Below are 17,284 nucleotides of genomic sequence, written 5' to 3' on the forward strand. Positions count from 1 at the left end.
TGAAATTTAGTTTAAACTCTCAAATTCTGTAAAGCGCTTATGCGGCTAATAAATATATGACATCAATCACACAAGAACTTCTCACCATCCGCGACTGGCTGCGCTACGCTGTAAGCCGCTTTGAAAATTCAGACATTTTTTACGGTCACGGCACAGACAATGCCTATGATGAAGCGGTATGGCTCATCATGAGTGGTTTGCACCTGCCGCACGACACTCTGAATAACTTCCTGGATGCTCGCCTGACGACGGAAGAACGCACCAAGCTTGCAGGCTTTATTGAAAAGCGTATCAGCAATCACACGCCAACGGCTTATTTGCTGAATGAATCATGGCTACAAGGCTACAAATTCTTTGTGGATGAACGTGTGCTGATTCCACGTTCTTTCATCGCCGAACTGCTGGTCAACGATGGCCTGCAACCGTGGATTGAATACCCTGAGCTGGTAAATAGTGCAGCGGATATCTGTACCGGCAGCGGCTGTTTAGGCGTTTTGCTAGCAGACGCTTACCCTGACGCTGAGATTGATGTCATTGATATTTCACCGGATGCAATCGATGTGTGCAACATCAATATCGCCAATTACGGTTTGCAGGATCGCGTTCACGCCATCAAGTCCGATATGTTCAGCGCACTGAAAGGCAAGCAGTACGACTTAATCATCAGCAACCCGCCCTATGTAGACGCACCATCCATGGCGGAACTACCTGCCGAATACCGCAACGAACCGCAGCTGGCACTGGGCAGCGGTACGGCAGGGCTGGATCATACGCATACCATTTTACGTGAAGCAGCAAACTATTTAACCGATGACGGGATATTAGTGGTTGAAATCGGCCACAACCGTGACGCACTCATTGAAGCCTACCCCGAGCTGCCATTTACCTGGCTGGAAGTTTCATCCGGCGATGAGTTTGTATTTTTGCTCACTAAATCACAACTTATTTCACAATAATTCACCACTTATTTAGGCACCCCACACTTTGAACACTACCACTGGGAACGCCACCCAAACAACGCCTGAAACTATCAGCTGGCTTGAGGCCGGCAAAACCAAAACCGCTAACTGGCACTCGGAAAACGAAACGCCGGCACCTAAGCGCGTAAAAATTGCTGATGACACCATTAAAGCAGACGTCGCGCATAAACTATTCTGCGAAGGCACTGCCCTGCTGTGGCGCGGCGACTTTCAAAACGCCAAGCTGCTGATGCAAGCCATCACGCGCCGCATAGACCGTCCGGGCAAAAAGCCTAAAAAGGCACCTGAAAACATCACTGAAGCATTCCATCAGCATCGTCAGGCACAGTCGCACAAGGCGCACATTCTGGGCATGCTGTTGATTGAAATCAGCGTAGGCTATCATGTAAACCTGCGTCGTGCACCGGACATAAAAGCAGCTTGCGAGCATGCCTATGGCAAAACGGCTCAATCATTTGTAGTTTCATTGCGCGAACTTTTGGGCTTGATCGGCGCTTACGAATGGAGCAAAAACGGCGTAAAAATCCCTGCCATCAACGGCAAAATCTACCCGAGCTACGGCGTGTTTTCACCGATTCGCGGTGAGTACCTGAACTTGGTAGACACTGCACCGCTGCCTGTGCCATGCCAGCTGGCTTTTGATATCGGTACCGGTACCGGCGTGCTGGCAGCAATTCTGGCGCATCGCGGCATCAAGAAAATTATCGCCACCGACAACTCACAGCGCGCGCTTGAATGCACACAGAAAAACATCAACCAGTTGGATATGAAAAATGCAGTGACCGTGGTCAATGCTGACTTATTCCCGGGTGAAGAAAATGGCAAAGCGGACTTGATTGTCTGCAACCCGCCATGGCTGCCGGCACGCCCAAGCTCAGTGCTGGAATCTGCCGTTTACGACGACGGCAGCAAAATGCTGAAAGGCTATCTGAACGGACTGAAAGCACATCTAAGCGATACCGGCGAAGGCTGGCTGATCCTGTCCGACTTTGCGGAACATTTAGGCTTAAGAACACGTGAACAACTGCAAAGCTGGATTGATGCCGCAGGCCTGAAAGTGATTGATAGAATCGACACCAAAGCCACGCATCAGAAAACATTGGATGCCAGCGATCCACTGCATGCGGCTAGAAAAGCGGAAGTGACATCGTTGTGGCGCTTGGGTAAGGCTTAAACACAGCAAGCCCCAAAAAGCTCTGGATTGCCGCGTCGCTATGACAGCACTTGGCGTTACTGTAAAAATATCCGTTTTAGTGAAAAAGATAAAACTTCTGGAGGTTTTCTTATCCCCTGCTACCGCGCCTAAGTTATTTCAAAAAGGTGGGGGATTTCAGCGAGGACTGTCTGAGGGCTTTAGCCCGAGTTCCGCAGCTGCCCAGCTTATTGGGATAACTTAGGAAAAAAGCGGTAGGGGGTGTCGTTTACTTTGGTTACTTTCTTTTGGACAAGCAAAAGAAAGTAACTCGCAAGTCGCGCGAGAGCGACATCTCTCGCTATCCTCTACCCCTATTCCTATCACTCTTCTTCTGCATCTGCGGCGCATTCAAATCACTGGTCTGACGCACACGACGATTGGCAGATTTCCTGGGTGCCGGTTTTTTGGCAGCAGGATTACGTGACTCAGGCTTACCGCGGTGTGGCCTGCCCTGACCGCCATCATCCGCAGTTGGCGGCGGCCTGTCCAGGGCACTGATACGCTGCTTGCGTACTTTTGGCGTGAATACGGTGGTCGATTTCAGTTTTTCGCGCTGGGTAAGTTGCCTTAACGGTGCTTTCGGCACTTCCAGCCCGGCCCATTCCAGCAAGCCAACAACTTCTTTTTGCTCGAGCTTGAGCATTTGTCCGCGTTTAACGCGCGGCGGCAAGTTCACCGGCCCGAAGCGTACGCGCATCAGACGGCTAACCGGCAATTGAAATGCTTCGAATAAACGACGTACTTCACGGTTGCGGCCTTCGCGCAGAATGACCTGATACCAGTGATTGGCACCTTCGCCGCCTTGCGGGACAATGCTGTCAAAATTTGCCGGGCCGTCTTCCAGCTCAATGCCTTCTTTCAGCTGTGCCATCTGGCCTTCGGTCAGTTCGCCGAAAATACGCACGGCATACTCACGCTCCACTTCATAGCGCGGATGCATGAAATGATTGGCCAGTTCGCCAGAGGTGGTAAATATCAGCAAGCCGCTGGTGTTCATATCCAGACGGCCGATGGCAATCCATTTACCGTGCTTGATCCTTGGCAGCTTATCAAACACGCTGGCACGGCCTTCAGGATCGTCCTGGCTGACGATCTCACCTTCGGGCTTATGATAGATCAGCACCTGCGGCAATTCGGCCTCAAACGGCAACCGCAGCGGGCGGCTATCCAGCCGCACCACATCATGTTCGCTGACCGCCTGCCCGACAGTCGCCACCTGCCCATTCACCGTGACGCGCCCACTGGCGATCAGCTCCTCCATGTCGCGGCGCGAGCCTAAACCAGCCAGTGCCAATAGCTTATGCAGCCGCTGCGTGGGCGCTGGCGGCGCACTCGGGTCAGCTTCTAATTTTGTAAAATGCGTGGTAGGCCTGCGCACAGGGCGCTGCGGATCTCGTTGTTGCTTGAAGGGACGTGCCATATTGAACTTACTTTAATGATTAAAAACGGATTTTACAGCAATTGCTGTATGTGAGCGCTATTTATAACACTCGCTTACAAATGGTTAGATCGGGATTTCCTGCTGTGCAAAATCCTCCATCGGCGGCAGCTGCGAGAGCGACTGTATATTAAGGTCATCCAGAAAGTGCCTGGTTGTGCCGTACAGTGATGGCCTCCCGGGCACTTCACGCTGTCCGACAACGTCGATCCAGTCACGTTCCTGCAACTGGCGGATAACATTTGAGTTTACCGCCACGCCGCGGATTTCTTCAATGTCACCGCGCGTCACCGGCTGGCGGTAGGCGATAATAGCCAGCGTTTCCATCACTGCACGTGAATACCTTACCTGCCGTTCCGGGGTCAGCCGCGCCAGGAAAACAGCATATTCCTCACGCGCCTGAAAACGATAGCCGGATGCGACCTGAACCAGCTCCATGGAGCGCGCGGCCCAATCCTGCTTCAGCTCATCCAGCAGCATGCGCAGGGTCGCCCGCTCCATTTTATCTGCGAACAACCGCAGCATGTCGTCAAGCGACAGCGGCTCATGCGAGGTAAGCAATGCAGCCTCAAGCACCTTTTTTAGCTCGGCGATGTTGCTGGTTTCACTCATGGCTATGCACCAACACCTTATGGATGAATATCTGAAGCAATCTGTACATAAATCGGCGAAAACGCCTGCTGCTGGGTAATGCGCAGCAGTCCTTCACGCGCCAGTTCGAGTATCGCAAGAAAGCACACCACCAGTTTGGGAATGCCATCGTTCCTGACATCGAACAGTTGTGTAAACTCAAGCAAGCGATCCTCTTTCAAGCGGCGCAGGATCATGCTCATATGCTCACGTACCGACAGCTCGGCACGGCCTACTTTATGGTGCCGGTAATGACTGGCGCGCTTCAGAACATTACGCCATGCTTCTGCAAGGTCGTCCAGGCTGACTTCGGGCGGCCTGACCTGGCTGATATGCTGATAATAAGCGCTCGCGACAAACAGGCCATCCCCAACCTTGGGCATCTCGTCCAAGCGCTGCGCTGCGAGCTTGATTGCCTCATACTCCATGAGGCGCCTGACCAGTTCAGCACGCGGGTCGTTTTCTTCTTCCAGCTCCACCGGTTTTGGCAGCAGCATGCGCGATTTAATCTCGATCAGCATCGCTGACATCAACAGGTAATCGCCCGCTAGCTCCAGCTTGATAGCACGCATCTTTTCTACATACTCCATATACTGGCGCGTTAATTCCGCCATTGGAATATCCAGGATATCCAGATTGTGCTTGCGGATCAGGTACAGCAGCAGATCGAGTGGGCCTTCAAAGGCCTCCAGGTACACCTCCAAGGCTTCGGGGGGAATGTAAAGATCTTGTGGCAGCTCATTGAGCCTTTCACCTTTGATTCTGATGTCGTTTGTTGTGAGTAACAAATGAGCTGCCTTATTTTATTTACCTGCAGACTAAATGTCTTTTAGCCGCAGATGTAACTGTAAGCCAGTACTTGGCTTTCCCAATTGGCTAAACCAGTAAACTGGCAAGCAAAGTGTAAAAGATCACCACCGCTTCACTAAGGGTCTAAAGCCCCAAGTGGAAGCGCGAAACACAGATACACACGAATAAAACCTAATGCTTTTCCTGATACTCAAACGAAGGTGCTCCGCGCAGCAAGCCCTCAGTACTTAAATCCTCATCCAAGGTTTCCCAGTGGATACCATAACCTGCTGCACAAGTTTGCCACTTTTGCCTGTCGGCCTGACTTGCATTAAGCAAACGAGGAAACCAAACCAATGGCGCACTGATAACGCGGCCATCCATCAGGCTAACGCTGATCACATCATCCGTAATTTCAACATTTTTAACGCGCTCATCAGCGCTTGGTGCCAAAATACCCATACCAGGCCTCCAAAAATCCCTGTTGGTGCTCTTCAATTAACAATCTGATTTCTTTTAACTCTTTTGCATTAAATCCAATATTTCTGGCAAGCTCAATCGGCAGCAACCAAAACTTAGCCGTACTTCCTGCTTTATCAATATGTATATGCGCAGGTTCATTTGGCTCATGGCTGAAAAAATAAAATTTAAATCCGTTAATGTCTAAAACTTTAGGCATGGATGATTAATTTTTCGACCAGTTTCAATAGCAGGCTCATCAACTATAATTCAGTCCCATCGCATCCCGCACTTCCCGCATCGTCTCTCTCGCCAATTTTCGTGCTTTCTCGCAGCCCTCCGCCACGATATTCTTGACTAGGGTCGGGTCTTCGGCATACTGAGCGGCACGCTCCTGAATCGGCTTCAGCTCTGCCAGCACGCCCTCAATCACAGGGCCTTTGCATTCAATACAGCCAATGCTTGCGCCTTTACAGCCAGCCTGAACCCAGTTTTGCGTAGACTCATCTGAATAAATTTCATGCAGTTGCCAAACCGGGCATTTAGCGGGATCACCCGGGTCGGTACGGCGCACGCGCGCCGGGTCAGTCGGCATGGTTTTGATCTTTTTCGCGATGGAATCGACATCTTCACGCAATGAAATCGTATTGTTATAGGACTTGGACATTTTCTGCCCATCCAGTCCCGGCATTTTTGAAGCCGGAGTCAATTTATAGTCGGGTTCAACCAGAATGATCTTGCCGCCACCTTCAAGATAGCCCAATAAGCGCTCTTTATCACCCATGCTCATGCCCTGCTGTTCTTCTATCATGGCGCGCGCGGTTTCCAGCGCTTCTTCATCACCGCTTTCCTGATAGGCTTTGCGCATTTCTTCATACAGCGCGCCACGTTTGCTGCCCAGCTTTTTGATTGCGGCTTCGGCTTTTTCTTCAAAACCTTGTTCTTTGCCATAAATATGGTTGAAACGGCGGGCTATCTCGCGTGTGAATTCAATATGCGGGATCTGGTCTTCGCCTACGGGCACCTGTGTCGCCTTATACATCAGGATGTCGGCACTTTGCAGTAATGGATAGCCCAAAAAGCCGTAAGTCGATAAATCCTTGCTGGACAATTTCTCCTGCTGGTCTTTATACGTAGGCACACGTTCCAGCCAGCTCAAAGGCGTAATCATGGAGAGCAATGTATGCAGTTCGGCATGCTCAGGCACGCGTGATTGGATGAAAATGGTTGAACTCGCAGGGTCAACGCCTGCCGCCAGCCAGTCGATCACCATTTCCCATACGCTTTCTTCAATGACTTCCGGCGTATCGTAATGGGTCGTCAATGCGTGCCAGTCGGCCACAAAAAACAGGCACTCATGCTCATGCTGCAACCGTATCCAGTTTTTAAGTACGCCGTTGTAATGTCCCAGATGCAGATTGCCTGTAGGGCGCATGCCCGATAAAACGCGTTCTATTGCCATGTGAAGAAAAACCTTAAATTAAATATGTCGTTATTATACTAAGTATCGTATTTAAAACCACGCAAATGCATTATTGCGGCGGCTTAACACAACACAGCGCTAGAAAATAGCGGATATCAGCGCATAAACCAGGTTAATCAGCGGCTCCAGTATCCTGCCGAGCACGCCGCTGAATAACAAAATGATCAAAATGATGAATCCATAACGCTCAATCTGCGCGAAAGGCCGGGCCAAATTCATCGGCAGCAGGCTCACGGCAATGCGGCCACCATCCAGCGGCGGCAGCGGCAACAGGTTAAGCACCATCAGCACGACATTGATCGTGACGCCAGCCTTGCCCATCAATGCCATAGGCAATGCAAAAGCCTCCGGCGCACTTACTGAAAACTTCATGACCAGCGCCCAGAATATCGCCATCACAAAATTGGATGCAGGGCCTGCTGCTGCGACCCACAGCATATCTTTCTTAGGATTGCGCAGGCGGCGGAAATCTACCGGCACCGGCTTTGCCCAACCAAACAATATGCCACCGAGCATGACCGTTAATGCCGGCAATATAATGGTGCCGAACAGGTCGATGTGCTTGAGCGGATTAAGGGTAATGCGCCCGGCATTAAATGCAGTCATATCTCCGAAATGCCTGGCCGCGTAACCATGCGCGGCCTCATGCACGGTAATTGCAAAAATCACGGGTAAAGCATAAATGACTATTTTCTGTATGACTGTTAAATCCATAAGGCTCTCTATAATTTAAAAATTACAACATACCATCACTGCCGATACGGCTCAAAAACCGAAAGGCGAAATATCACCCAGTCCTTCGCGCACAAGTGCCGGAATGTCTTCCGTTAGGTTAATCACGGTCGTGGCACCCTCAAGACAATGCTCGACTTCAATCACCAGGTCAACCTGCCGCTGCAGGCGCTCACGGATCTCCCAGGGCTCTACCGTTGCAATATCCACGTCCGGAAAATGAAGCGACATCGTCAGCAACGGCGCATCGATTGCCTCCAGGATAGCCTGCACGACCGTATGCTGCGGAACGCGGATACCAATGGTACTGCGCTTGGGGTGCTGCAGCTTGCGCGGCACTTCACGCGTGGCATTCAGGATGAAAGTATAAGCGCCAGGGGTATTGGCTTTAAGCAGGCGAAACTGGCCATTGCTGACTTTCGCATAATTACCGAGCTCACTCAGGTTACGGCACATCATCGCAAACAAATGCTCGTCATCCACACCGCGAATCTGGCGAATGCGCGCCTGCGCATCGGCATTACCCAGCATACAGCCAAGCGCGTATCCGGAATCCGTGGGGTAAACGATGACACCGCCCTTGCGCAAGATATCTGCGGTTTGTGCGATCAGGCGCGGCTGCGGGTTATCCAGGTTGATATTAAAAAACTGTGACATGATTTTTTATTGATATTGTACTGCTCAAGCAGCCAGTAATGCATCCATCTGCGGCCAATCCTGCCAGACCGGAATGCAATTGGCCGGCAACTCAGGCAAACGCCCCATACCCATGAAGCTGATACCTTTGCCATGATAGTCAGACCCTTGGGAGGCTTTCAACCCAAACAGCTGTGCATATTTGGCGTACTCCACATATTGTGCGGCAGTATGGCTGCCGGTGACCACTTCAATTGCGGTGCCGCCCAATGCCCTGAATTCTTCCAGCAGCAGCAACATATTGGTTCGCTTGATTTCATAGCGTCCGGGATGTGCCAGGACCGCAACACCGCCGCTATTGATGATCAAATCAATCGCCGACCCCAGGCTCATCCACTCATGGTTCACAAAACCGGGCTTGCCTTTGACCAGATACTTCTTGAACACGCTCTTAGGGTCTTTAGCATAGCCTTTTTCTACCAGAAACCGCGCAAAGTGCATGCGTGTCAGGATGCTTTGCTGCGCATATGAAGAAGCCGCCTCAAAGCTGCCATGAATGCCAGACTTCTCCAGGCTAAGCGCCATCTGCCGCGCGCGCTCAAGCCGCCCCGAACGCACTGCCGCCAGTCCTGCCTGCAAAACAGCATTATCGGGGTTCACATTCAGCCCGACGATATGCAATGTGCGTTTTTTCCAGGTCACTGAAATCTCAACGCCATTGATCAATGTGATACCGTGCTGTACCGCGGCCTGCTGCGCTTCCTGCAAGCCGCCAATATCATCGTGATCTGTCAACGCCAGCACGCGCACACCGTTATTAGCCGCATGCGCTACCAGTTCAGCCGGGGAAAGCAGCCCATCTGAAATATTGGAATGTGAGTGAAGGTCAATCATTAAGATATTTGTAGTCGGCGCACAGCGCCTGCATTACATCCAGAAAATTAGAGGTCAAATACTGTAAAAACCATCGCTGACAGCACCCTGCGGCACTGCTTAAAGTATTACAATTTACGCCTTGCGGCGCATAGCTAATCATAGCAAAATAGCGCACTCGCCTAAAGCATTGTTTTAAATTTGTTTTTGGCGTTTATATTGAAAAAGCCACCTAACTTAAGAGCCCATATGAAGTTTTTGTTCGATTTATTTCCGGTCATACTGTTTTTTATTGCATTCAAATATTTTGGCATTTTTACGGCAACCGCAGTCGCAATGGCCGCCACGATCGCCCAGATCATTTACGTCAAAATCCGTCATGGTGCGGTTGATAAAATGCTCATGCTGAGCGGCGCGATCATTACCGTATTCGGCGGCGCTACGTTACTGCTGAAAGACCCGCAATTCATACAGTGGAAACCGACTATTCTTTACTGGCTATTTACGGCAGGCTTGTTAGGTTCACAGTTGTTTTTCAAAAAAAACCCCATACGCAGCCTGATGGAAAAACAAATCAGCCTGCCTGACCCGATCTGGTCGAAGCTGAATATCGCCTGGGCAATGCTGTTCCTGGGGTTGGGTTTTTTAAACCTGTATGTTGCCTATCACTACTCGCAGGATATCTGGGTAGATTTCAAACTCTTCGGCATTACCGGCATCATGATTTTATTCATTATTGTGCAGACAGTATTTATCAGCAAATACATACCTAAAGAAGAATCAAATGGAGACTCCGAATAATGTGGTATGCAATCATGGCTGAAGATGCTCCCGATAGCCTGGAAAAACGCCTGCAAGCCAGACCTGAACACTTGAGCCGACTGACATCCCTGCAAAATGCAGGCCGCCTGCTGCTGGCCGGCCCTTTCCCGGCGATCGACAGTAACGACCCCGGCACCAATGGCTATAGTGGCAGCCTGATCGTCGCAGAATTCAACACCCTGGATGAAGCCAGGGCGTGGGCAGACAATGACCCATTCACGATTAATGGCGTGTACCGGCAGGTAACCGTCAAACCTTTCCGGAAAACCTTACCTTGATGTCATTGATTGATGAAATCAGCAGCCGCCTCAGGGTGCTGGAACCGACCGAACTGAAAATTATCGACGATAGCGCCTTGCATGCAGGCCACCAGGGCAACGGTGGTGGCGGGCATTTTACGCTCTATATAACAAGCTCGCATTTTTGCAAAAAATCGCTGATAATGCGCCATCGTCTTATTTATCAACCCCTTAGCGATCTTATGCCGCACAAAATACACGCTCTGAGTATTCATGCCACGGCAACAGATGAAATATAAACTGCGCTTTATAAGCTTTATTATTTTCAGTTCTTTATTTTAGGCTTTTTATTTTAAATTCAACACATTAGGGATTTTTACATGAAATTCACAAAAACGTTAATTACACTTGCAGTTTTATCGTTTGCCCCATCAGTTTTTGCTGCCGATGCAATCGCAACCGTCAACGGCAAGCAGATCAAAGACTCTATTTACGATGTCATTTCCAAAGACATCGCAGCAAGCGGCCAGAAAATTGATGACAATACAAAAAACGCCATCATCAACGAGCTGGTAAGTTCAGAACTGGTCTATCAGGAAGCGCAGAGACTTGGCCTTGATAAACAGCCGGATTACCTGGCCCGTGAAGAATTAGGCCGCCGCAAACTGCTGACCAGCATATTCCTGCAGGACTACGTAAAAAAGCACCCGATTTCAGATGCAGACACCAAAGCCGCATACGAGCAGTATAAAAAAGCCTATGGCGATAAAGAATATAACGCCCGCCATATTCTGGTTAAAACCGAAGCAGAAGCCAAAGACATCATTGCCCAGTTAAACAAAGGCGGCGACTTTGCAAAACTGGCTAAAGATAAATCAATCGACCCCGGCTCTAAAGAAAAAGGCGGCGATCTGGGCTGGTTCTCTCCTGCCTCTATGGTCAAACCATTCAGCGACGTTGCTGCCAACCTGCAGAAAGGCGCTGTTTCGGCAAGCCCGGTACAAACGCAATTCGGCTGGCATGTGATCAAACTGATTGATACGCGCCCGGCACAGCCGATGGCTTACGACAAACTGAAAGACGGCCTGCAAAAAAACCTGCAGCAGCGCAATCTTGAGAAATTCATGTCCGAATTACGCAGCAAGGCAAAAATCGAGATCGCCAAATAGCCATCACCCGCTGGCAACATCAATAAAAAAAGACCCTGAACAGGGTCTTTTTTTATTTATTAAATAGTCCATTTCCAGCACATACACAGGCAAATAATTATGCGATAATAAGAATAATTATCATTTATAAATAGGCATCCACTTAAAAAATATGCAACCTTTATCTCAATTGGAAGCTGGTCAGCAGGCTGTCATCTCAGCGATTGAAGCTGATGAGTCGCTATTTCACAGACTATCGGCATTGGGTTTCCGCGTAGGCAAAACATTAAGTATCATGCGTCGTGCAAGCTTTAATGGGCCGCTTCAGATCAGGCTTGGCACTACAGATGTCATCCTGCGTGCAAACGAAGCATCACGCATTCAAACCCACCCCATCTAGAAGTCAGTTAATATGAAGCGCATTGCCCTTTTAGGGATGCCCAACACCGGCAAATCCACCCTGTTCAATCGTATCAGTGGCGCATCCGCACGCGTGGGGAACTGGCCAGGCATAACCGTAGATTTGATGAGTGCAAAAATCCTGCTTGGCGGGCATATCGCAGAACTGATCGACTTACCGGGCATATACGACCTGCACGGCTTTTCTGAAGATGAACAGGTTGTCAGGCACTTCCTGACCAACAACCCAGTCGACCTGCTGATCGTACTCCTGAACAGTACGCAGATAGAACGCCAGCTTTCATTATTGCTGCAACTGAAAAAACTTGGGGCACCTGTCGTCCTCGTCCTGAACATGACGGATGAGGCAAGGCGCGCCGGCATCACCATCAACACCGAAAACCTCGCAGCCGAACTGGCATTGCCGGTGATCCCGATCAGCGCAAAATACGGCGAAGGCTTGCCTAAAGCATTGGAAGTGGCCGCTCACATTGTGAACGAGCAAAAAGCGACCACCAACCCCAAAAACATCAACCTGCTGCTGCAGGAAGACAGCCAGATTGAACACGAGATGGAGAATCTGATACAGAAGCACGTACAGATCCCGACTACGCTGGCCGATGACACCACAGATAAAATCGACAGGATCCTGCTGCACAAATGGCTGGGGCTGCCTTTGTTCTTTATCGCCATGTTCCTGCTGTTCCAGTTCATTTTTGCGGTCGGCGGCCCTTTGCAGGACGCGCTCGCATGGGTATTGGATCTCATCCGCAGTAGCCTGCTGGAACCGCTGCTCAGCGGCAGCCCGGCATGGCTCGAAGGCCTGCTGCTGGACGGCGTCTATAACGGCGTAGCCACGGTGGCTGCCTTTGTTCCTATCATCATCCTGTTCTTCCTGGTCATGTCGATGGTAGAAGACAGCGGCTACCTGTCGCGCGCGGCGTTCCTGATGGATGCCCTGATGGCAAAAATGGGGCTGGATGGCCGCGGCTTTGTGATGATGCTGATGGGATTCGGCTGCAACGTACCGGCCATCATGGGCACCCGCATCATGCGCTCGCGTCCGATGCGGCTGCTGACCATGCTGGTCATTCCGCTCTCACTCTGCTCCGCACGCTTGCAGGTATTCATCTTCATCATCGCCGCCCTGTTCAGCGCAAAACATGCTCCGCTAGTGCTGTTCTCGCTGTATGTGATGAGCTTCCTGACCATGTTCCTGACCGCAGTGCTGTTCCAGAAGCAATATAAAAATGCAGAGCCATTCATTCTTGAACTACCGCCTTACCGCTTCCCTACGCTCCGCCAGATTGTTCTGCGCGGCTGGCAGGAAGTAAAACACTTTTTGAACCGCGCCACAAAATTCATTATCCTGGGGGTAATATTAGTCTGGCTGCTGACCAACTTCCCAAGCAATGTGGCACCTGCAAGCATCGGCACTTATGCAGGCCAGATCGGCGTATTCTTCAGCCCGTTACTGGACCCGATCGGCATCAACCATGAACTGGCGATTGCCTTGATATTTGGCTTTGTGGCCAAAGAAATTGTCGTCGGCGCGCTGGCCGTGATCTATGGCATGCAGGGTGATGCATTGATGGCGCAGATGGCAACGCAGATCGACTGGGTGCAGGCCATGAGCTTCATGCTGTTCACGCTGATCTATACACCTTGCCTGTCCACGATTGCCACGATCAGGAATGAATCCAAAAGCAATGGATTCATGTGGCTATCTATCGTGTGGTCACTTGGCCTGGCATGGGTGGTAAGCTTTGTGTTCTACCAGGGAGCGAGAGCGCTTGGTTATTAGCGGGCGCACTTAAACCATCAAACTATCACATAAGGTGTCATTCACGGGGAACTCAGGGCCTGGCATCGCCCTGATAGCAACGCCTGAACATCAAGCCCTGAACATGAAATACACAGCGCCCATCAAGCACAGTCCCGCCCACAGGAAATCAAGCTTCAAAGGCTGCTGCATATAAAACACGGCAAACGGCACGAACACCGACAGGGTAATCACTTCCTGCAGTATCTTAAGCTGCGCCACGGACATGACGGTAAACCCGATGCGATTTGCCGGCACCTGAAACATGTATTCAAACAGCGCAATGCCCCAGCTCGCCAGTGCAGCAATCATCCATGGCTTGTTATTCAGGTTCTTGAGATGGGCATACCAGGCAAACGTCATGAAGACGTTTGATACGGTAAGTAGCAGGATTGTCTTTAAAACAGCCGGCATTAATTAGTGTATTTTTGATATAAAACAACAATCACTAGGAAGCAAGCCGCAGACAGTACGAATAGTACGGCAAGGCGAAGCTGACAACGTGAGTGTTGAATTTATATTAAAAATTAAACGGCAGCCTCGCCGGTTTCGCCGGTACGGATGCGTATCACCTGGTCAACCGTAGTCACAAAAATCTTGCCATCGCCGATCTTGCCGGTATGGGCAGCCTTGATGATCGCGTCAACGGCTGAATCCAGGATCGCGTCTGCAATCACGAGTTCCAGTTTGATTTTAGGCAGAAAATCCACGACATATTCTGCACCGCGATAAAGCTCGGTATGGCCCTTCTGGCGGCCAAAACCTTTAACCTCTGTCACAGTCAAGCCATTCACGCCGATGTCAGACAGCGCCTCGCGCACGTCATCCAGTTTAAATGGTTTAATAATAGCTTCGATTTTTTTCATACGCTCAACTCCCGGAACTTCCAGATTAAAATTATTTAATTAAGCTTTTCAGCGAAATTTCTTACAGATACCGATACATCTGCCCATCGTTTCATTGACCGCGGATGCATTTATCACAACTTACTACTATAGCTTACCAAAAATCAGAAAGTTTGGCCGTAATCGGGTACCGCCTGTCTTTACCAAACCCCCTGTGCGTAATGCGAACCCCGACTGGCGCTTGGCGGCGCTTGTATTCATTACGGTCGATCATGGTAATCACCCTGTTGACATCAGTAGCCAAATAGCCCTGCGCGATGATGGCTTCACGGCCAAGGTCATATTCAACATAGGCTTCAATGATACCGTCCAGTATGTCATAAGGCGGCAGGCTATCCTGATCCACCTGATTGGCGCGCAGCTCTGCTGAAGGCGGCCGCGTAATAATACGCTCGGGAATCGCCCTGGATAAACCGTTACGGTAATGGCACAGCCTATACACCAGCGTCTTGGGTACATCTTTCAGCAAAGCGAAGCCGCCAGCCATATCACCATACAAAGTACAGTAACCCACCGCGGTCTCGCTCTTGTTGCCTGTTGTGACCACAATACTGCCGAACTTGTTTGAAACAGCCATTAACAGCATGCCGCGTATACGCGCCTGCAGGTTTTCTTCAGTGGCGTCGAACGGCATATCGCCGAACTGCGGTGACAAGGCTTCCAGATATTTATCAAATAGTCCTTTAATCGCTATTTCACTATACTTTACGCCCAATATATCAGCCATTTCGCGTGCGTCATTGACGCTGATATCAGCGGTGAATTCAGAAGGCATCATGATTGCATGCACTTTGTCCGCTCCAAGTGCATCCACGGCTATCGCCAGTGTCAAGGCAGAATCGACGCCTCCTGACATGCCCAGCACCACGCCCGGGAACCGGTTTTTATTGACGTAATCAGCCAACCCCAGCTTCAATGCAGCGTAAACAGAAGCCTCTATCGCCAGGGGCGCTGCAAGCGAGCCGGCCAAAGGCGCTGCGTGTTCAAAATCAACAACGCACAGGCTTGTTTCAAAGGCCGGCAGCTCGTGCGTGATCTCTCCTTGTGCATTCAGCACGAATGAAGCCCCGTCAAATACCAGCTCATCCTGCCCACCCACCAGGTTGGCATAGACAATCGGCAGCTGGGTCTCTGTCACGCGCTGGCGAAGTTTTTCTATGCGCGTGAATTGTTTTTCCATATGAAAAGGCGAAGCATTCAGCGCAAGCAGCAACTCTGCGCCAGCCGCTTTACTGGCCAGTGCAGGTGCAGCTTCCCACACATCTGCACAGATCAGCACGCCGATATTAACGCCCTGATGCTGAAACACCAGCGCATCGTTACCGGGATTGAAATACCGTTTTTCATCAAACACCGCATAATTCGGCAGTACATGTTTGTGGTAAGTCGCCAGTATCTTTCCATCCTGCAGCACGGATGCCGCATTAAAACAGGCACCGCCTTCCAGATGGGGATGCCCCACGATCACAGTCATGCCGGCAAGCCGTGCGGCAAGCGCATACAGCCCCTGCTCACACGCTTCCAGAAAGTCTGTCCTTAACAGCAGGTCCTCAGGCGGATAGCCGCACAGGGAAAGTTCCGGCGTCAGCACCAGTGTAGCGCCCTGCGACTTTGCCTGCGCCGCATATCGGGCAATTTTTTCTACATTGCCGGCGATGTCACCGACAACACAGTTGATTTGAGCAATTGCGATTTTCATCAATCGAAATTTTTTCTGGACATGAAAAAACTGAATGCGGCTTTAATAGCTGCCGCCTGCATCTTTGATCAACTTGACGATTTCAGTATCCTGCGCCTTGAGTGCATAAACCAGTGCGGTCAAGCCATATTGATCTTTAGCTTTGACCTTTGCATTGTTTGCCAGCAGCAGCTTCACCATCTCTGCATTGCCGTTATCTACAGCCATATGCAGCAGCGGCGTACCTTCTGAATCCAGGTTGTTAACATTCGCGCCGGCGTTCACCAGCACCTTAGCCACGTCGATCTGGTTCTTTTTTACAGCCCAGCTCAGGGCTGTCCACTTGGACAGGTCTTTCTGGTCAACTTTTGCGCCGCGCTTGATCAACGCATCTACCACCGGTGCGTGCCCTCCGCGAGCCGCGATCATCAGAGCCGTCACGCCCAGCTGATCCCGGGCAGCCAGATCAGCTTGATGGTCAATCAACACCCCCACCGTAGCAAGGTCGCCGCTCTTGGCAGCATGCATCAACACGGTTTTACCGTCATCACTTTTGATATTGGCATCGACCCCATGCTGAATAAACAGCTCAACCATGGATGAATAGCCTGACATTGCAGCCAGGCCGAATGCGCTCCAGCCGGCACCGTCCCGCACTTTAAAATCAGCACCTTTATCCAGCAATACTTTTGCGGTAGCGATGTTGTTTTTCTTGGCAGCATGCATCAGCGCGGTCCATGCCCCCTTGTCCCTGGCGTTGATGTCGGCACCTTTTGCGATCAGCGCTGAAACGACGTCCGCTTTATCTTTACGAGCCGCATACATCAATGCCGTCAGCCCGTCTTCATCCACTACATTCGGGTTGACGCCACTGCCAAGCATTGCGTTAACCGTAGCCAGGTCCCCCTTCGAGGCTGCCGTGAGCAGGTATGGGATATCTTCGGCTGCGATAACCGGCGACGTGACGGTAATAAGCCCTGCCATCAAAGCAGCAATGAAACCTTTAACTGATATATGCATGCGATTCACTAAAGAATTAGCCCTTAATCATGACTG

The 17,284-nt window shown here is 50.6% G+C and carries 21 protein-coding genes; 8 read left to right on the top strand and 13 right to left on the bottom strand.

The window, feature by feature from the left end; genetic code table 11:
• The first annotated feature begins 56 nt into the window (after window positions 1-56).
• Window positions 57-956: a 50S ribosomal protein L3 N(5)-glutamine methyltransferase gene (prmB, locus tag GQ51_RS04770; protein ID WP_047550441.1), complete on the top strand. Its 900-nt coding sequence runs from the start codon at window positions 57-59 to the stop codon at window positions 954-956.
• A gap of 28 nt (window positions 957-984) precedes the next feature.
• Window positions 985-2,154 (top strand): methyltransferase, encoded by a 1,170-nt coding sequence (locus GQ51_RS04775; RefSeq protein ID WP_047550444.1) that lies wholly within the window; start codon window positions 985-987, stop codon window positions 2,152-2,154.
• Between the two features lie 319 nt (window positions 2,155-2,473).
• On the opposite strand, the gene GQ51_RS04785 is transcribed toward GQ51_RS04775, so the two are convergent.
• From GQ51_RS04785 to GQ51_RS04825, 9 genes are all read right to left on the bottom strand, one after another.
• A complete protein-coding gene (locus tag GQ51_RS04785) occupies window positions 2,474-3,595 on the bottom strand; it encodes a pseudouridine synthase (RefSeq protein ID WP_047550451.1) in 1,122 nt (373 codons plus the stop codon).
• Window positions 3,596-3,679: 84 nt separating this feature from the next.
• A complete protein-coding gene (scpB, locus tag GQ51_RS04790; protein WP_047550454.1) occupies window positions 3,680-4,225 on the bottom strand; it encodes an SMC-Scp complex subunit ScpB in 546 nt (181 codons plus the stop codon).
• A 17-nt stretch (window positions 4,226-4,242) separates the two neighbouring features.
• A complete protein-coding gene (locus GQ51_RS04795) occupies window positions 4,243-5,031 on the bottom strand; it encodes a segregation and condensation protein A (protein WP_047550458.1) in 789 nt (262 codons plus the stop codon).
• A 193-nt stretch (window positions 5,032-5,224) separates the two neighbouring features.
• The gene (locus GQ51_RS04800) at window positions 5,225-5,494 is read right to left on the bottom strand and encodes a DUF2442 domain-containing protein (protein WP_047550461.1); all 270 of its coding nucleotides are present in this window, start codon (window positions 5,492-5,494) and stop codon (window positions 5,225-5,227) included.
• On the bottom strand, window positions 5,469-5,711 hold the full coding sequence (locus tag GQ51_RS04805; protein WP_047550464.1) for a DUF4160 domain-containing protein: 243 nt from the start codon (window positions 5,709-5,711) through the stop codon (window positions 5,469-5,471). Before GQ51_RS04805 ends, GQ51_RS04800 begins: the two co-directional genes overlap by 26 nt.
• A gap of 39 nt (window positions 5,712-5,750) precedes the next feature.
• On the bottom strand, window positions 5,751-6,953 hold the full coding sequence (locus GQ51_RS04810) for a tryptophan--tRNA ligase (protein WP_047550467.1): 1,203 nt from the start codon (window positions 6,951-6,953) through the stop codon (window positions 5,751-5,753).
• 99 nt (window positions 6,954-7,052) lie between these two features.
• Window positions 7,053-7,688, bottom strand: coding sequence for a site-2 protease family protein (locus GQ51_RS04815; RefSeq protein WP_047550470.1), 636 nt, complete (start codon window positions 7,686-7,688; stop codon window positions 7,053-7,055).
• A gap of 51 nt (window positions 7,689-7,739) precedes the next feature.
• Entirely contained in the window at window positions 7,740-8,363 is a 624-nt protein-coding gene (locus GQ51_RS04820; protein ID WP_047550474.1) for an L-threonylcarbamoyladenylate synthase, read from the bottom strand.
• Between the two features lie 24 nt (window positions 8,364-8,387).
• Complete coding sequence (locus GQ51_RS04825) at window positions 8,388-9,236, bottom strand: 3',5'-nucleoside bisphosphate phosphatase (RefSeq protein ID WP_047550476.1); 849 nt, start codon at window positions 9,234-9,236, stop codon at window positions 8,388-8,390.
• Window positions 9,237-9,464: 228 nt separating this feature from the next.
• Between GQ51_RS04825 and GQ51_RS04830 the strand changes: the two genes are divergently transcribed.
• From GQ51_RS04830 to feoB, 6 genes are all read left to right on the top strand, one after another.
• Window positions 9,465-10,016 (top strand): septation protein A, encoded by a 552-nt coding sequence (locus tag GQ51_RS04830; RefSeq protein ID WP_047550479.1) that lies wholly within the window; start codon window positions 9,465-9,467, stop codon window positions 10,014-10,016.
• Window positions 10,016-10,315: a YciI family protein gene (locus tag GQ51_RS04835; RefSeq protein WP_047550482.1), complete on the top strand. Its 300-nt coding sequence runs from the start codon at window positions 10,016-10,018 to the stop codon at window positions 10,313-10,315. Before GQ51_RS04830 ends, GQ51_RS04835 begins: the two co-directional genes overlap by 1 nt.
• Entirely contained in the window at window positions 10,315-10,575 is a 261-nt protein-coding gene (locus GQ51_RS12250) for a BolA family protein (RefSeq protein WP_081987091.1), read from the top strand. Before GQ51_RS04835 ends, GQ51_RS12250 begins: the two co-directional genes overlap by 1 nt.
• Before the next feature lie 81 nt (window positions 10,576-10,656).
• Window positions 10,657-11,445, top strand: coding sequence for a peptidylprolyl isomerase (locus GQ51_RS04845; RefSeq protein ID WP_047550488.1), 789 nt, complete (start codon window positions 10,657-10,659; stop codon window positions 11,443-11,445).
• Window positions 11,446-11,596: 151 nt separating this feature from the next.
• Entirely contained in the window at window positions 11,597-11,824 is a 228-nt protein-coding gene (locus tag GQ51_RS04850) for a FeoA family protein (RefSeq protein WP_047550491.1), read from the top strand.
• A 12-nt stretch (window positions 11,825-11,836) separates the two neighbouring features.
• Entirely contained in the window at window positions 11,837-13,627 is a 1,791-nt protein-coding gene (gene feoB, locus GQ51_RS04855; protein ID WP_047550492.1) for a ferrous iron transport protein B, read from the top strand.
• Between the two features lie 90 nt (window positions 13,628-13,717).
• Here the strand turns inward: feoB and GQ51_RS04860 are convergent, their stop codons facing one another.
• From GQ51_RS04860 to GQ51_RS04875, 4 genes are all read right to left on the bottom strand, one after another.
• Window positions 13,718-14,059, bottom strand: coding sequence for a DMT family protein (locus GQ51_RS04860; RefSeq protein WP_047550495.1), 342 nt, complete (start codon window positions 14,057-14,059; stop codon window positions 13,718-13,720).
• A gap of 113 nt (window positions 14,060-14,172) precedes the next feature.
• On the bottom strand, window positions 14,173-14,511 hold the full coding sequence (locus tag GQ51_RS04865) for a P-II family nitrogen regulator (RefSeq protein ID WP_047550498.1): 339 nt from the start codon (window positions 14,509-14,511) through the stop codon (window positions 14,173-14,175).
• Window positions 14,512-14,644: 133 nt separating this feature from the next.
• Complete coding sequence (locus GQ51_RS04870; RefSeq protein ID WP_047550501.1) at window positions 14,645-16,249, bottom strand: NAD+ synthase; 1,605 nt, start codon at window positions 16,247-16,249, stop codon at window positions 14,645-14,647.
• Window positions 16,250-16,291: 42 nt separating this feature from the next.
• The gene (locus tag GQ51_RS04875) at window positions 16,292-17,212 is read right to left on the bottom strand and encodes an ankyrin repeat domain-containing protein (RefSeq protein WP_235276229.1); all 921 of its coding nucleotides are present in this window, start codon (window positions 17,210-17,212) and stop codon (window positions 16,292-16,294) included.
• Between the last annotated feature and the right edge of the window lie 72 nt (window positions 17,213-17,284).

The sequence above is a fragment of the Methylotenera sp. G11 genome (assembly GCF_000799735.1).
In the GTDB taxonomy this organism is placed as follows: domain Bacteria; phylum Pseudomonadota; class Gammaproteobacteria; order Burkholderiales; family Methylophilaceae; genus Methylotenera.

What these genes read in the sequence shown, in the direction of transcription:
- GQ51_RS04800 (WP_047550461.1), bottom strand. Translation starts at nt 5,494, where the DNA reads ATGGGTATTTTGGCACCAAGCGCTGATGAGCGCGTTAAAAATGTTGAA.
- GQ51_RS04825 (WP_047550476.1), bottom strand. Translation starts at nt 9,236, where the DNA reads ATGATTGACCTTCACTCACATTCCAATATTTCAGATGGGCTGCTTTCC.
- feoB (WP_047550492.1), top strand. Translation starts at nt 11,837, where the DNA reads ATGAAGCGCATTGCCCTTTTAGGGATGCCCAACACCGGCAAATCCACC.
- scpB (WP_047550454.1), bottom strand. Translation starts at nt 4,225, where the DNA reads ATGAGTGAAACCAGCAACATCGCCGAGCTAAAAAAGGTGCTTGAGGCT.
- GQ51_RS04815 (WP_047550470.1), bottom strand. Translation starts at nt 7,688, where the DNA reads ATGGATTTAACAGTCATACAGAAAATAGTCATTTATGCTTTACCCGTG.
- GQ51_RS04845 (WP_047550488.1), top strand. Translation starts at nt 10,657, where the DNA reads ATGAAATTCACAAAAACGTTAATTACACTTGCAGTTTTATCGTTTGCC.
- GQ51_RS04820 (WP_047550474.1), bottom strand. Translation starts at nt 8,363, where the DNA reads ATGTCACAGTTTTTTAATATCAACCTGGATAACCCGCAGCCGCGCCTG.
- GQ51_RS04835 (WP_047550482.1), top strand. Translation starts at nt 10,016, where the DNA reads ATGTGGTATGCAATCATGGCTGAAGATGCTCCCGATAGCCTGGAAAAA.
- GQ51_RS12250 (WP_081987091.1), top strand. Translation starts at nt 10,315, where the DNA reads ATGTCATTGATTGATGAAATCAGCAGCCGCCTCAGGGTGCTGGAACCG.
- GQ51_RS04805 (WP_047550464.1), bottom strand. Translation starts at nt 5,711, where the DNA reads ATGCCTAAAGTTTTAGACATTAACGGATTTAAATTTTATTTTTTCAGC.
- GQ51_RS04865 (WP_047550498.1), bottom strand. Translation starts at nt 14,511, where the DNA reads ATGAAAAAAATCGAAGCTATTATTAAACCATTTAAACTGGATGACGTG.
- GQ51_RS04875 (WP_235276229.1), bottom strand. Translation starts at nt 17,212, where the DNA reads ATGGCAGGGCTTATTACCGTCACGTCGCCGGTTATCGCAGCCGAAGAT.
- prmB (WP_047550441.1), top strand. Translation starts at nt 57, where the DNA reads ATGACATCAATCACACAAGAACTTCTCACCATCCGCGACTGGCTGCGC.
- GQ51_RS04810 (WP_047550467.1), bottom strand. Translation starts at nt 6,953, where the DNA reads ATGGCAATAGAACGCGTTTTATCGGGCATGCGCCCTACAGGCAATCTG.
- GQ51_RS04860 (WP_047550495.1), bottom strand. Translation starts at nt 14,059, where the DNA reads ATGCCGGCTGTTTTAAAGACAATCCTGCTACTTACCGTATCAAACGTC.
- GQ51_RS04785 (WP_047550451.1), bottom strand. Translation starts at nt 3,595, where the DNA reads ATGGCACGTCCCTTCAAGCAACAACGAGATCCGCAGCGCCCTGTGCGC.
- GQ51_RS04850 (WP_047550491.1), top strand. Translation starts at nt 11,597, where the DNA reads ATGCAACCTTTATCTCAATTGGAAGCTGGTCAGCAGGCTGTCATCTCA.
- GQ51_RS04870 (WP_047550501.1), bottom strand. Translation starts at nt 16,249, where the DNA reads ATGAAAATCGCAATTGCTCAAATCAACTGTGTTGTCGGTGACATCGCC.
- GQ51_RS04830 (WP_047550479.1), top strand. Translation starts at nt 9,465, where the DNA reads ATGAAGTTTTTGTTCGATTTATTTCCGGTCATACTGTTTTTTATTGCA.